This window comes from Teichococcus rhizosphaerae (assembly GCF_002631185.1).
GTDB lineage: Bacteria > Pseudomonadota > Alphaproteobacteria > Acetobacterales > Acetobacteraceae > Pseudoroseomonas > Pseudoroseomonas rhizosphaerae.
Window position 1 is genome coordinate 220,689 of record NZ_PDNU01000001.1, and the last position, 12,611, is coordinate 233,299.

The 12,611-nt window shown below is 72.9% G+C and carries 10 protein-coding genes and 1 tRNA gene; 3 read left to right on the top strand and 8 right to left on the bottom strand.

Annotated elements, in window-relative coordinates:
* Positions 1 to 10 precede the first annotated feature (10 nt).
* The 4 genes from hutI to hutC are packed head-to-tail and all read right to left on the bottom strand — an operon-like array spanning position 11 to position 5,207.
* The gene (hutI, locus tag CR162_RS01005; RefSeq protein ID WP_099093669.1) at positions 11 to 1,222 is read right to left on the bottom strand and encodes an imidazolonepropionase; all 1,212 of its coding nucleotides are present in this window, start codon (positions 1,220 to 1,222) and stop codon (positions 11 to 13) included.
* Positions 1,223 to 1,258: 36 nt separating this feature from the next.
* Complete coding sequence (gene hutH / locus CR162_RS01010) at positions 1,259 to 2,767, bottom strand: histidine ammonia-lyase (protein WP_099093670.1); 1,509 nt, start codon at positions 2,765 to 2,767, stop codon at positions 1,259 to 1,261.
* Positions 2,764 to 4,443 (bottom strand): urocanate hydratase, encoded by a 1,680-nt coding sequence (gene hutU, locus CR162_RS01015; protein ID WP_099093671.1) that lies wholly within the window; start codon positions 4,441 to 4,443, stop codon positions 2,764 to 2,766. Before hutU ends, hutH begins: the two co-directional genes overlap by 4 nt.
* 23 nt (positions 4,444 to 4,466) lie before the next feature.
* Entirely contained in the window at positions 4,467 to 5,207 is a 741-nt protein-coding gene (gene hutC / locus CR162_RS01020) for a histidine utilization repressor (protein WP_099093722.1), read from the bottom strand.
* A 47-nt stretch (positions 5,208 to 5,254) separates the two neighbouring features.
* Between hutC and CR162_RS01025 the strand changes: the two genes are divergently transcribed.
* Both CR162_RS01025 and CR162_RS01030 read left to right on the top strand, forming a co-directional pair.
* Positions 5,255 to 6,667, top strand: coding sequence for a formimidoylglutamate deiminase (locus CR162_RS01025; RefSeq protein ID WP_367604082.1), 1,413 nt, complete (start codon positions 5,255 to 5,257; stop codon positions 6,665 to 6,667).
* On the top strand, positions 6,664 to 7,506 hold the full coding sequence (locus CR162_RS01030; RefSeq protein ID WP_099093672.1) for a GNAT family N-acetyltransferase: 843 nt from the start codon (positions 6,664 to 6,666) through the stop codon (positions 7,504 to 7,506). The genes CR162_RS01025 and CR162_RS01030 overlap by 4 nt, the downstream gene beginning before the upstream one ends.
* A 13-nt stretch (positions 7,507 to 7,519) precedes the next feature.
* Here CR162_RS01030 and CR162_RS01035 read toward each other — a convergent pair whose 3' ends face one another.
* The 3 genes from CR162_RS01035 to CR162_RS01045 all read right to left on the bottom strand — a co-directional run bounded on the left by CR162_RS01035 (position 7,520) and on the right by CR162_RS01045 (position 11,428).
* On the bottom strand, positions 7,520 to 8,545 hold the full coding sequence (locus CR162_RS01035) for a dipeptidase (RefSeq protein ID WP_099093673.1): 1,026 nt from the start codon (positions 8,543 to 8,545) through the stop codon (positions 7,520 to 7,522).
* 94 nt (positions 8,546 to 8,639) lie between these two features.
* Positions 8,640 to 10,220 carry an ABC transporter substrate-binding protein gene (locus CR162_RS01040; RefSeq protein WP_099093674.1) on the bottom strand — a complete coding sequence of 527 codons (1,581 nt, stop codon included), beginning with the start codon at positions 10,218 to 10,220 and terminating at the stop codon, positions 8,640 to 8,642.
* Between the two features lie 116 nt (positions 10,221 to 10,336).
* Positions 10,337 to 11,428, bottom strand: a complete 1,092-nt coding sequence (locus tag CR162_RS01045) for a serine hydrolase domain-containing protein (protein WP_099093675.1) — start codon at positions 11,426 to 11,428, stop codon at positions 10,337 to 10,339.
* A 112-nt stretch (positions 11,429 to 11,540) separates the two neighbouring features.
* On the opposite strand from CR162_RS01045, the gene msrA reads away from it, so the two are divergent.
* Positions 11,541 to 12,098 (top strand): peptide-methionine (S)-S-oxide reductase MsrA, encoded by a 558-nt coding sequence (gene msrA / locus CR162_RS01050; protein ID WP_099093676.1) that lies wholly within the window; start codon positions 11,541 to 11,543, stop codon positions 12,096 to 12,098.
* Positions 12,099 to 12,239: 141 nt separating this feature from the next.
* Here msrA and CR162_RS01055 read toward each other — a convergent pair.
* Positions 12,240 to 12,330 (bottom strand) — tRNA-Ser (locus CR162_RS01055).
* Positions 12,331 to 12,611 lie beyond the last annotated feature (281 nt).

The following is a 12,611-nucleotide window of genomic DNA, read 5'->3' on the forward strand; positions in this document are numbered from 1 at the left end:
CGGGAAAAAGTCAGCGTGCGCGGCCCGCCACCACGCGGCCCATGCAGGGGTTGCCGCCGATCCAGTAGCAAAGCTCGGCCGGGCGGCCGATGCGGAACAGCGCCAGGTCCGCCCGCAGGCCCGGGCGCAGGACGCCACGGTCATGCAGTCCGAGCGCCGCGGCGGCATGGCGGGTGACGCCGAGCAGCGCCTCCGCCACGGTCAGCCGGTAAAGGGTGCAGCCCAGGTTCAGCATCAGCAGCAGCGAGCGGGCGGGGGAGGAGCCCGGGTTCATGTCGGTGGAGAGCGCCATGCGCAGCCCCGCCGCGCGCATCGCCGCGATGTCCGGGTGCCTGGCCTCGCGGATGAAGTAGGTCGCGCCCGGCAGCAGCACCGCGACGCTGCCGGCCTCCGCCAGGGCGCGCAGCCCCTCGGCGCCGGCATATTCCAGATGGTCGGCCGACAGGGCGCCGAAGCGCGCGGCCAGCGCCGCCCCGCCAAGGTCGGAAAGCTGGTCCGCGTGCAGCTTCACCGGCAGGCCGGCGGCGCGGGCGGCGGCAAAGACGCGCTCCGTCTGCGCGGGGGAGAAGGCGATGCGCTCGCAGAAGGCGTCCACCGCATCCGCCAGCCCGGCGGCGGCGGCCATGGGGATGGCCTCGCGCGCGACGAAATCGGTGTAGCCTTCGGCGCCGCCCGGATGGTCTGGCGGCACCGCATGGGCGGCGAGCAGGGAGGTCACCACCTCCACCGGCAGCTCGGCGCCGAGGCGGCGGGCCACGCGCAGCATCTTCATCTCGGATTCGAGGTCCAGCCCGTAGCCGGACTTGATCTCGACGGTGGTGACGCCCTCCGCCATCAGCCCGCGCAGCCGGGGCAGGGCGGCCTCCAGCAGCGCGTTCTCGCTGGCCGCCCGGGTCGCGCGCACGCTGGAGAAGATGCCGCCACCCGCGCGGGCGATCTCCTCATAGGTGGCGCCTTCCAGCCGCTGCTCGAACTCGCCTGCGCGGTTGCCGCCAAAGACGAGATGGGTGTGGCAGTCGATCAGGCCGGGGAAGATCCAGGCGCCCTCGCAATCGGTCACCGCCGCCGCATGCGCGGGCAGCTCGGCGCGCCTTCCCACCCAGGCGATGCTCCCGCCGCGCGTGGCGACGGCCCCGTCCTCGACGATGCCGAGCGGCGCTTCGGCCGGCCCGTCCATGGTGGCGAGGTTGGCGTTGAGCCAGACATGGTCGAAGCCGCTCATCGGTGTGTCCTGCGCTGATGCGGGCGGGCTGCTGTTTCAGTTGGCGAGGGTGGCGAACGCCCCGTGTTCCACCAGCCGCTTCGCCGCGGCGATGTCGGGCGCCATGTGCCGGTCCTCGTCCCAGGGCGCCGCCACCGCGCGGATCTCCGCCAGGGCCTTTTCCAGCACGGCGGAGGAAGCCAGGGGCCGGTGGAAGCCGATGCCCTGCGCCGCCGCCAGGAACTCGACGGCCAGGATGCCCGCCGTGTTGTCCGCCATCTCCGCCAGGCGCAGCGCCGCGCCGGTGGCCATGGAGACGTGGTCCTCCTGGTTGGCGCTGGTGGGCAGGCTGTCCACGCTGCGGGGGTGGGCGAGGGACTTGTTCTCGCTGGCCAGCGCCGCCGCCGTGACCTGCGCGATCATGAAGCCCGAGTTCAGCCCGCCCTCGCGCACCAGGAAGGCAGCCAGGCCGGACAGCACCGGGTCGGTCAGCAGGGCGATGCGGCGCTCGGACAGCGCGCCGATCTCGGCCAGCGCCAGGGCGATGGTGTCCGCCGCGAAGGCCACCGGCTCGGCGTGGAAATTGCCGCCCGACAGCACCTCGCCCTCGGCGGTGACGAGCGGGTTGTCGGTCACGGCGTTGGCCTCGCGTTCCAGCACGGCGGCGGCGTGGTCCAGCAGGTCGAGGCAGGCGCCCATCACCTGGGGCTGGCAGCGCAGGCAGTAGGGGTCCTGCACGCGGCTGTCGCCCGTGCGGTGGCTTTCGCGGATGGCGCTGCCCTCCAGCAGGGCGCGCAGCGCGGCGGCGGCGCGGATCTGCCCCGGCTGGCCGCGCAGCGCGTGGATGCGCGGGTCGAAGGGCGTGTCCGAGCCGCGCGCCGCATCGACGCTCATGGCACCCGCCACCAGCGCGCTGCGCCACAGCGATTCCGTGGCGAACAGTCCGGCGAGAGCGAGGGCGGTGGAGACCTGCGTGCCGTTCAGCAGCGCCAGCCCCTCCTTCGGCCCCAGCTCCAGCGGCGCGAGGCCGGCGCGCCTCAGCGCCTCGGCGCCGGGCAGCACCTCGTCGCCGACAAAGGCCTCGCCCTCGCCGATCAGCACCAGCGACATGTGCGCCAGCGGCGCGAGGTCGCCCGAGGCGCCGACCGAGCCCTTGGCGGGAATGGCCGGCAGCACGCCCGCGCGCAGCAGCCCGAGCAGTGTGGAGACCACCTCCGGCCGCACCGCCGAGGCGCCGCGCGCCAGGGAGAGCGCCTTCAGCGCCAGGATCAGCCGCACCACCGGCGCGGGGAGAAAGGCGCCGGTGCCGGCAGCGTGGCTGCGCAGCAGGTTGCGCTGCAGCCGCGCCAGGTCCTCGGTGCCGATGCGCTGGCTGGCCAGCTTGCCGAAGCCCGTGTTGACGCCATAGAGCGCCTCGCCCGTGGCGATGCGCGCCGCCAGCGCGGTGACGGAGGCCTGCACCACGCCTTCCCACCCTTCGGGCAGTTCCAGCGCGGCGCCTTCGAGGAGAGCGCGCAGATCGGCCAGCGTCGCCTGGCCGGGCGCGATGCGGCGGATGTCGCTCACCGGGCATCTCCCAGCATCGGCAGGTCCAGCCCCTGTTCCCGCGCGCAGTCGATGGCAATGTCGTAGCCCGCATCGGCATGGCGCATGACGCCGGTGGCCGGGTCGTTCCACAGCACGCGCTTCAGGCGCCGCGCCGCGTCCTCCGTGCCATCGGCCACGATCACCATGCCGGCGTGCTGCGAATAGCCCATGCCGACGCCGCCGCCATGGTGCAGCGAAACCCAGGTGGCGCCGGAGGCGGTGTTGAGCAGCGCGTTCAGCAAAGGCCAGTCGGACACGGCGTCTGAGCCGTCCTTCATCGCCTCCGTCTCGCGGTTGGGCGAGGCGACGGAGCCGGAATCCAGGTGGTCGCGGCCGATGACGATGGGCGCCTTCAGCTCGCCGCGCGCCACCATCTCGTTGAAGGCGAGGCCGAGCCGGTGCCGCTGCCCGAGGCCCACCCAGCAGATGCGCGCCGGCAGCCCCTGGAAGCGGATGCGCTCGCGCGCCATGTCCAGCCAGCGGTGCAGGTGCCTGTCGTCGGGGATCAGCTCGCGCACCTTGTCGTCGGTGCGGCGGATGTCCTCCGGGTCGCCGGACAGCGCGGCCCAGCGGAAGGGGCCGACGCCGCGGCAGAAGAGCGGGCGGATATAGGCCGGCACGAAGCCCGGAAAGCCGAAGGCGCCCTCCAGCCCTTCATCCTTGGCCATCTGGCGGATGTTGTTGCCGTAGTCGAGCACGGCGCTGCCCATGCGCTGGAAGTCCAGCATCGCCTGCACATGCGCCACCATCGACTTCTTCGCCGCCGCCGCCACGGCCTTCGGGTCGCTCTCGCGCTTCGCTTCCCATTCCGCCAGCGTCCAGCCGGCGGGGAGGTAGCCGTTGGCGGGGTCGTGCGCGCTGGTCTGGTCGGTGACGATGTCGGGCACCACGCCGCGCTTCACCAGCTCGGGGAAGATCTCCGCCGCGTTGCCGAGAAGCCCGATGCTGACAGGCTTCTTCTCGATGCAGGCGGCGCCGATCATCGCCAGCGCCTGATCGACCGAGGTGGCGCGCCTGTCGAGATAGCCGGTCTCGAGCCGCTTCTCGATGCGCGAGGGCTGGCACTCCACCGCCAGCACGGAGGCGCCGGCGAACACGCCCGCCAGCGGCTGCGCGCCGCCCATGCCGCCGAGGCCGCCGGTCAGGATCCAGCGCCCGGCGAGGTCGCCGCCGAAATGCTGGCGCCCGGCCTCCACGAAGGTCTCGTAGGTGCCCTGCACGATGCCCTGGCTGCCGATATAGATCCAGGAGCCCGCCGTCATCTGGCCGTACATCATCAGCCCGGCGCGGTCGAGCGCGTTGAACTGCTCCCAGTTCGCCCAGGCCGGCACGAGATTGCTGTTGGCGATCAGCACGCGCGGCGCGTCCTTGTGCGTCTCGAACACGCCCACCGGCTTGCCGGACTGCACCAGCAGCGTCTGGTTCTCCTCCAGCCGCTTCAGCACGGAGAGGATGGTCTCGTAGCTCTGCCAGTCGCGCGCGGCGCGGCCGATGCCGCCATAGACCACCAGCTCGCCCGGGCGCTCGGCCACCTCGTCGTCGAGGTTGTTCATCAGCATCCGCATCGCCGCCTCGGTGGTCCAGTGGCGGGCGGTGAGGGTGTCCCCGCGCGGGGCGCGGATGGCGGGCGCGTTGCGGAACCGGGTCTGCGACATGGGTCTGTCTCTTCCGATGCGGGTCAGTCGAGCGCGCTGCCGAGGCGGTAGCGCGTGCCGGGATGGGTGAGGAAGGCCCGCGTCGCCACCACGCGCCACGACCAGGTGCGGCGGTGGACCAGCAGGCAGGGCTCGTCGGGCGGAATGTCCAGCGCGGCGGCGATCTCGGGGGCGGGGCGGGTGGCTTCCACCACATGCTCCACCCGCTCGGGCGGCGCGCAGGAGGTGAGGTAGCGGTAGGGCGTGATGCGGGTGAAGTCCTGCTCCAGGAAGCGCGGAGCGATCACCGGGTTGACGAGGCGCTCCTCGAACTGCACGGCCACGCCATCCTCCCGGTGCACCAGCCGCACCTCGAACAGTTCTGCTCGTTCGGGCAGGCCGAAGGCGGCGGCCATGGCCGCATCGGCGCGCAGGCGGCCGAGCGAGAGCACTTCGGCGCCGTGCGTGCCGCCGCGCTCGCCGATCTCCTCGGCGATGTCGCGCAGCTCCAGCAGGTTGGATTGCGGCTTGGCGCCGGCGACGAAGGTGCCCACGCCCTGCACCCGCACCAGCAGCCCCGCATCGGCCAGCTCGCGCAGCGCGCGGTTGACGGTGACGCGGGAAACGCCGGTCAGCCTCACCAGCTCATGCTCGGAGGGCACCCGGTCCTCCGCGCCCCATTCGCCGCTGGCGACGCGGCTGAGGATGAAGGCCTTGATCTGCTGGTAGCGCGGCGTCGCCGGGCTGGGGGTCGGCAGCAGGGCGGGGCGTCCGGCGGCTTGCATGGTGCGGAGCATGGTTGTCTTGACAAGTCCAGTCAACTGGAAAGACGATGCGCTCCATCGTCGTGAGAAGGCTTCCCGGCATGACCTCCTACTTCGCCCCCGCCGCCCTGCTTCCCGATGGCTGGGCGCGCGACGTGCGCATCGAGACCGATGCGGCCGGCAGCATCTCCGCCGTGCTGGCGGGGGCGGCACCGGAGGGGGCGGAACTTCTGCCGGGCGTGGTGATCCCCGGCGTGCCGAACCTCCATTCCCACGCCTTCCAGCGCGCCATGGCCGGGCATGCCGAGCGCCGCTCGCCGCCCGAGGCGCGCGACGCGGAGGGGGGCGAGGATTCCTTCTGGACCTGGCGCACCACGATGTACCGCTTCGTCGGCCGCTTCACGCCGGAGGACGCGGAAGCCGTGGCCGCGCAGCTCTACGCCGAATGCCTGGAATGGGGTTTTACGAGTCTCGCCGAGTTCCACTACCTGCACCACCAGCCGGACGGCACGCCCTATGACGAGCCGGCGGAGATGGCGCTGCGCCACCTGGCGGCAGCGCGCAGCACGGGCATCGGCATCACCCTGCTGCCCAGCCTGTACCGGCATGGCGGCATCTTCGGAAAGGAGCCGGTGCCGGGGCAGCGGCGCTTTCTCAACGACCTCGACGGCTTCTGGCGCATCGCCGATGGCATCCGGGGCGCCATCGCGGGCGACGCCCAGGCGGGGCTCGGCCTCGCGCCGCACTCCCTGCGCGCGGTGACGCCGGAAATGCTGGCCGAGTGCGCCCGCTTCGAGGGTCCCATCCACATCCACGCCGCCGAGCAGCGGCGCGAGGTGGCGGAATGCCTCGCCGCCACCGGCGCCCGCCCGGTGGAATGGCTGCTGGGCAACATGCCGCTCGATGCGCGCTGGTGCCTGATCCACTGCACCCACATGACGGAGGAGGAGGCCGCCGCCCTGGCGCGGAGCGGCGCGGTGGCGGGGCTCTGCCCCAGCACGGAGGCCTCGCTCGGCGACGGCATCTTCGGCCTGCCGGCCTATCGCGCGGCGGGCGGGCTTCTCGGCTTCGGCACGGACAGCCATGTCGGCACCTCGCCGCGCGACGAGATGCGGCAGCTCGAGACCAGCCAGCGGCTGGCATGGCAGCACCGCTCCATCGCGACCGACGCGGCGCACCCGCATCCCGGCCGCAACCTGCTGGAGGCGGCGCTGGCGGGCGGCGCGCAGGCCAGCGGACGGGCGGTCGGCGCCATCGCGCCCGGCCGGCGCTGCGACCTGGTGGCGCTGGACGACGGGCACCCCGCGCTGTGCGGCCGCCGGGGCGACGAGCTGCTCGATGCCTGGGTGTTCAGCGGCCAGGGCAATCCGGTGCGGCAGGTGGTGGCGGGAGGTCGCGTGGTGGTGCGGGAGGGGCGGCACGTTGCGGCGGAGCCCATCGCCGCCGCCTTCCGCGCCGCGATGCGGAGGCTCTCGGCATGACCCCCGCCATCCGCGTCGCGCGGCCCGAGGAGATGGGGCTGCTGCTCGACTGGGCGGCCGAGGAGGGGTGGAACCCCGGCCTCGCCGATGCCGCCGCCTTCCATGCCGCCGACCCTGGCGGCTTCCTGCTGGGTGAGGTGGCGGGCGAGCCCGTGGCCTGCATCGCGGCCCTGCGGCAGGGCGCGCGGCATGGCTTCATCGGCTTCTATATCGTGCGGCCGGAATGGCGCGGGAGAGGCATCGGCATCGCGCTCTGGCGGGCGGGCATGGAGCGTCTCGCCGGGCGCGTGGTGGGGCTGGATGGCGTGGTGGCGCAGCAGGCGAACTACGCGCGCTCCGGCTTCGCGCTGGCCTGGCGCAACGTGCGGTATGCCGCCGGGGCGCCGCGCGCGGTGCCGGGGGCATCGGGCAGGGTGGTGCCGGCGGCGGAGGTTCCCTTCGCAGTGCTGGCGGCGCTCGATGCGCGCGTCTTTCCGGCGCCGCGCGAGGAATTCCTGCGCGCCTGGCTGGACGCGCCGGGCCACCAGGCCCTCGCGGTGCTGGACGAGGCGGGCGCCGCGCGGGGCTTCGGCGTGCGGCGCCCCTGCCGGGAGGGCAGCAAGATCGGCCCGCTGACGGCGGCGGCGGCGCCCTTCGCGCGGGCCTTGTTCAACGCGCTGGCCGGCGATGCGCCCGGGCCGGTGTTCCTGGACCTGCCCGAGCCCAACGCGGCCGCCGTGGCGCTGGCCAGGGAGGCCGGCATGGCGCCCGTGTTCGAGACGGCGCGCATGTATGCCGGCCCCGCGCCCCGCCTGGCGGTGGGCGAGATCTTCGGCGTGGCGAGCTTCGAGCTGGGCTAGGAGGGCCGCCGCCTCATCCGGCCGCGGAGACCGCCTCCGCCGCCCGCATCACCCGCAGGAAGTTGCCCGACCAGAGCAGCCCGACGGCCTCCGCGTCATAGCCGCGGCGCAGCAGCTCGGCGGTGAGGTTGGCGCTGTCGGCCGCGCTCATCCAGCCTTCCACGCCGCCGCCGCCGTCGAAATCGGAAGACAGGCCGACATGGGCGATGCCGATGCGCTGCACCGCGTAGTCCACATGGTCGGCGATGTCCGCCACGCGGGCGCGCACCTTGCCGTCCGGCCCTGGCCCGCGCAGGAAGCCGGGCACGGCGGTGATCTGCATCAGCCCGCCGCTGGCGCGCAGCGCGTCCATCTGCGTGTCGTCGAGGTTGCGCGGGTGGTCGCGCAGCGCGCGGACGCAGGCATGCGTCGCCACCACCGGCGCGCGCGAGATCTCCACCGCCTGCAGCATGGCGCTCTTGGCGACGTGGCTGACATCGACGAGCAGGCCGAGCGCGTTCATCTCCGCCACCGCCTCGCGGCCGAGGCTGGAAAGGCCGCCATGCAGCACCGGCCCGTCGCCGAGATCGGGACGGGGGATGGCGCTGTCGGCCAGCAGGTTGTGGCCGTTATGGGTGAGGGTGACGTAGCAGGCGCCGAGGCCGCGCCACAGCGCCAGGCGGGACAGGTCCTCGCCCATGCCGTAGCCGTTCTCCACCGCCAGCATCACGCCGAACTTCCCGCTTTCCCGCAGCGTCTCCAGCTCGGCCGCGCGGCTGACGATGCGGCGGTCCTCGCCGCCGGCCGTGGCGCGGATGGCGCGCAGCATCGCCTCGCAGCGCCGGGCGGCGGCCGCGTGCCCTTCCGGCGTGCGCGGTCCCTGCGGCAGGTAGGCGGCGAACACCACGGCGCGCAGCCCACCCGCCCGCATCTTCGGGAAGTCCACGCAGCGATTCGTCTCGCCGCGCGGATCGGGCGTCTCGGGCCAGGGGATGTCCACATGCGTGTCGAGCGTCAGCGTCGCGGCGTGGACGGCGGCGGGGGGCTGGATGTCGGTCATGTCTCGTCCTGCGGCGGTGGCTGTCGCCGGAATCTCGGGCGGGGCGGCGGCGGCGTCAATCGGGCCGCGCGCCGGCCAGGCCGTGGCGGTTTCCTCAGGCCGCCTTCTCGAGGTTCCAGAACAGGGCGATGGGGCTCGGCACGAAGCCCGAGAGCTTCGTGCTGTAGGCCTGCGGGGTGAAATACTGGCCGAGCGGCAGGAAGGGCGGCTCCTCGAAGGCGATGGCCTGCATCTGGCTGGTGATGCGGCGCTGCTCGGCGGCGTCGGCCGCGTCGAACCAGGCATCGCGCAGCGCCTCCATGCGCGGGTTGGGGCGGGTGCCGTAGAGATGCAGGTGGCTGCCGGGGTTGGAAACCCACAGCCCCGCCCAGCCGGTGCAGTAGCAGTGCCAGTTCGCCCGCTCGGCAGAGCCCGAGGCGTTGGCGCGGCTGATCAGCGTCCCCCAGTCCACGCTCTGGTAATCGACGTTGAGGCCGATCTCGCGCAGCATCTGCTGCGCCACCGGCGACATGGCGGCGGCGGAGGAGATGTCGGTGGCCGCCATCTGGATGATGGTCTCGCCCTGGTAGCCGGCCGCCTTCACCGCCTGCCGCGCGCGCTCGATGCTGCGCTCGCCGGTGACGGCCTCCAGCCCGGCCTCGCTCGCCGCCGGCGAGCCGGGCAGGAAGGCGCCGACGCCGGTGCGGTAGAGCGAGGGGTCGTCGCCCACCAGCGACTGCATGTAGTCCACCTGCCGCAGCGCCGGGAACAGGGCGCGGCGCATCGCGGGGTTGTCGAAGGGCGGCACGCTGTCGTTCAGGCGCAGCTCGGCCCAGACGCCGATCGGGTCGATCGTCTTCACATCCAGCCCGCGCCGGCCGCGCAGCAGCGGCAGCAGGTCGGCGAGCGGCCGTTCCAGCCAGTCCACCTCGCCCGTCTGCAAGGCCGATATGGCGGTGGAAGGGTCGGGCATGATGCGCCACTCGACGCGGTCGAGCTTCGCCACCTTGCCGCCGGCCCACATGTCGGGGCGCTCGTCGCGCGGGACGTAGCTCTCGTTGCGGGTGAACACGACGGAGGCGCCGGAGACCCATTCCTCCCGCCGGAACACGAAGGGCCCGCTGCCGGTGAAGTCGGTGACGGTGGTGGTGGCGGGCGTCCGCGCCACGCGCTCGGGCATGATGTAGCAGGCGGTGGCGCCAAGGCCGTAGAGCAGCTGATTGTAGGGCTGCTTCAGCCGGATCTCGAACTCCGTGTCGCTGGTGGCGCGCATCTCGTCGAGCTGGGCCGCGAGGCGCTTGCCGAACAGGTCGCGCTGCGACCAGCGGTGGATGGAGGCCACGCAATCGGCCGCGCGCACCGCCTCGCCATCGTGGAAGCGCAGGCCTTCGCGCAGGCGGAAGCGCCAGCGCAGCCGGTCCGCGGAAAGCTCGTGGCCCTGCGCCATCTGCGGGCGCGGCTGCAGCTTGCTGTCCAGGCCGTAGAGCTGGTCCCAGATGGCGCTGGCCGCGTTGAGCGAGATGAGGGTGCTGGATTGCAGCGCGTCCGGCGTCTGCAGGTTGGTGTGCGGCACGAAGCGCAGCGTGCGGGCGGCGGACTGCGCCAGGGCAGGGCGGCCCGGCGCGCCCGCGCCTGCTGCTACCAGCCCGGCGCCCAGTCGCAGGGCGGCGCGGCGGGGGAAGGCGGAGGCGGTCATGCTGTCTCTCCCTCGGCTTTCGGCTCCTGGAGCCTGGGCGCCGCCGAGGAAGGGGGCAAGCGGCACCGCGCGCCGCTCCGCCTTTCCTGATGTCGCTCCGTTGCGGAGCGGGCCCGTCAGCCCCGCCGGAGGGCGGCGGTGACGCGCGCCACCATCTCCGGCAGCGCTGCCGGGTCAAGCCAGCGGAAGGTGGCGACGATCGCGTTCTCCGGGTCGATCCAGATGTAGTTGCCGCCCGCCCCTTGCGCGAAGAAGCTGGCGCGGCTGGCGCCCGGATAGCGGCCCTGGCCGTTCAGCCACCACAGCAGCCCGTAATCGGCGTTCAGGCGGCAGGGGGTGGTGCAGGCGGCAACCCACCCCTCGGGCAGCACGCGGCGGCCTTCCCACACGCCGTCCCCCAGCATCAGCAGGCCGATGCGCGCCTGGTCCTCGGCATGGGTGAAGACGCCGCCGCCCCAGTGCCCGCCACCCGAGACGGACTGGACGCGGCGGCCGCCGATCTCGACGAAGCTGGTGCGATAGCCTTCCCAGCGCATCTCGCCGCTGCCGCCGATCGGCGCCATGATGCGCTCGGCGAACACCTCGGGCAGCGGGCGGCGGAAGCGGTGCAGCAGCGCCAGGGACAGGGCGTTCACCCGCACGTCGTTGTATTCCCAGTAGGTGCCGGGCGCCTTCAGGGGGCGCTCATGGCCCTTGGGGCCGCTGCCCTCGCGCTTCAGGTCGCGGCCGCGGTCGATGCGGTCGGCCTTGCCGAAGAGGGTGCCCTCCCACTCGCTGGTCTGGTCCAGCAGCATCCGCCAGGTGACGGCGCCGTTGCGCGGCCCGGTGAAGGCCGGGTCGTCCACGCTGGCGGCGACGGGGGCGTCGAGGCTGTCGATCAGGCCGTCGCCCAGGGCGAGGCCGGCCAGCAGCGCGAGGTAGCTCTTGGCCACGCTGAAGGTCATGTCCACCTGCCGCGTGTCGCCCCAGCGCGCCACCAGCGCGCCCTGGCGCAGGATCAGCCCGTTCGGCGCGCCGCGCGGGGCGGTGTTGCCCAGCACCTCGTTATCCGGCGCCGGCTCGAAATAGCCGCTCTCCAGATGCGCCAGGATGTCGCGCGGGAAGGGGCTCTCATGCGCCGTGGCGAAGGTGACGGCCGCGCCGAGGGCGTCGGGGTCGAAGCCGGTCTCGGCCGGGCTCCGGGTGGGGAAGGGGAGGTTCGATTCCATGGCGGCGACGGTGGCGCCGCCAGCAGGCCCGCGCAAGCACCCCGCCGGAGGGGTGCGCGGCGAACAGGGCGACACCATCTCTGCGCCAGCATCCCGTATCGAGGAGAGATCCATGCCCGACCAAGCCCCGCGGGAGACCGCCATCCTGGGTGGCGGCTGCTTCTGGTGCATCGATGCCGCCTATCGCGAGCTGACCGGCGTGACCGAGGTGGTTTCCGGCTATGCCGGCGGCCATGTCGTGAACCCGACCTATGAGCAGGTCTGCGGCAAGCGCACCGGCCATGCCGAGGTGGTGAAGGTGGTGTTCGACCCCGCCGTCATCTCCTATGCCGACATCCTGCGCGTCTTCTTCACCCTGCACGACCCGACGACGAAGGACCGGCAGGGCGCCGATGTCGGCCCGCAATACCGCAGCATCATCCTCACGACCTCCGAGGCGCAGGCCGGGACGGCGCGCGGGGTGATGGCGGAGATCGAGGCGGCGGGCCTGTGGCCGGCCCCGCTGGTGACGGAGCTGGAGCCCGCCGGCACCTTCTGGCCGGCCGAGGCGGAACACCAGGACTACTTCGCGCGCAACCCGTGGTCCGGCTATTGCCGCGTGGTGGTGGCGCCCAAGGTGGCCAAGTTCCGCAAGAACTTCGCCAGCCGGCTGAAGAGCCGCGCCGCCTGAACAAGGCCCGCCCGGGCACGCGCCGCACAGCCCTGGCGCGCCCGAAGCCCCGCCCGCCAATGCGCGGCGGGGCCTTGCGCTGCCCAGGATGATCAATGGCTTGGTGGGTGCCCTGGCGGGCCTCTGCGGCCTCGCGGGCCGTGGCGGATGGGGTGGGATTCGAACCCACGATACCCTTTTGAGGTATACACACTTTCCAGGCGTGCGCCTTCGACCGCTCGGCCACCCATCCAGCGCAGGGCGGCGGTATAGCAGCCTTTTTGCGCCCGGCAAGGGGCGAGATGCGGTTTTGCCGCCAGCCAGGCCCCAGCTCCGCAAGTGACAGAAGATTTTCCGAGAGCCGCACCGCTCCACGGGGGGCATTTGCGGACCCGGCGGGGGGCGGCGCGGCGAGATACGCGCTGAACGCGGGAAGGACCCGCGTTTTTTTCGGCCTCAAAGTCCCGATTTCTGTTGCGGGGGCACCCCCCCATGCCCCATATGCGCCGCCGTTGACCTGATCGATCCACGATC

Excerpts from the sequence above, each read along its gene's own strand:
- hutI (WP_099093669.1), bottom strand. The coding sequence starts at position 1,222 with ATGAGCGGCTTCGACCATGTCTGGCTCAACGCCAACCTCGCCACCATG.
- hutU (WP_099093671.1), bottom strand. The coding sequence starts at position 4,443 with ATGTCGCAGACCCGGTTCCGCAACGCGCCCGCCATCCGCGCCCCGCGC.
- hutC (WP_099093722.1), bottom strand. The coding sequence starts at position 5,207 with ATGCAAGCCGCCGGACGCCCCGCCCTGCTGCCGACCCCCAGCCCGGCG.
- CR162_RS01025 (WP_367604082.1), top strand. The coding sequence starts at position 5,255 with ATGCGCTCCATCGTCGTGAGAAGGCTTCCCGGCATGACCTCCTACTTC.
- CR162_RS01030 (WP_099093672.1), top strand. The coding sequence starts at position 6,664 with ATGACCCCCGCCATCCGCGTCGCGCGGCCCGAGGAGATGGGGCTGCTG.
- CR162_RS01035 (WP_099093673.1), bottom strand. The coding sequence starts at position 8,545 with ATGACCGACATCCAGCCCCCCGCCGCCGTCCACGCCGCGACGCTGACG.
- CR162_RS01040 (WP_099093674.1), bottom strand. The coding sequence starts at position 10,220 with ATGACCGCCTCCGCCTTCCCCCGCCGCGCCGCCCTGCGACTGGGCGCC.
- CR162_RS01045 (WP_099093675.1), bottom strand. The coding sequence starts at position 11,428 with ATGGAATCGAACCTCCCCTTCCCCACCCGGAGCCCGGCCGAGACCGGC.
- msrA (WP_099093676.1), top strand. The coding sequence starts at position 11,541 with ATGCCCGACCAAGCCCCGCGGGAGACCGCCATCCTGGGTGGCGGCTGC.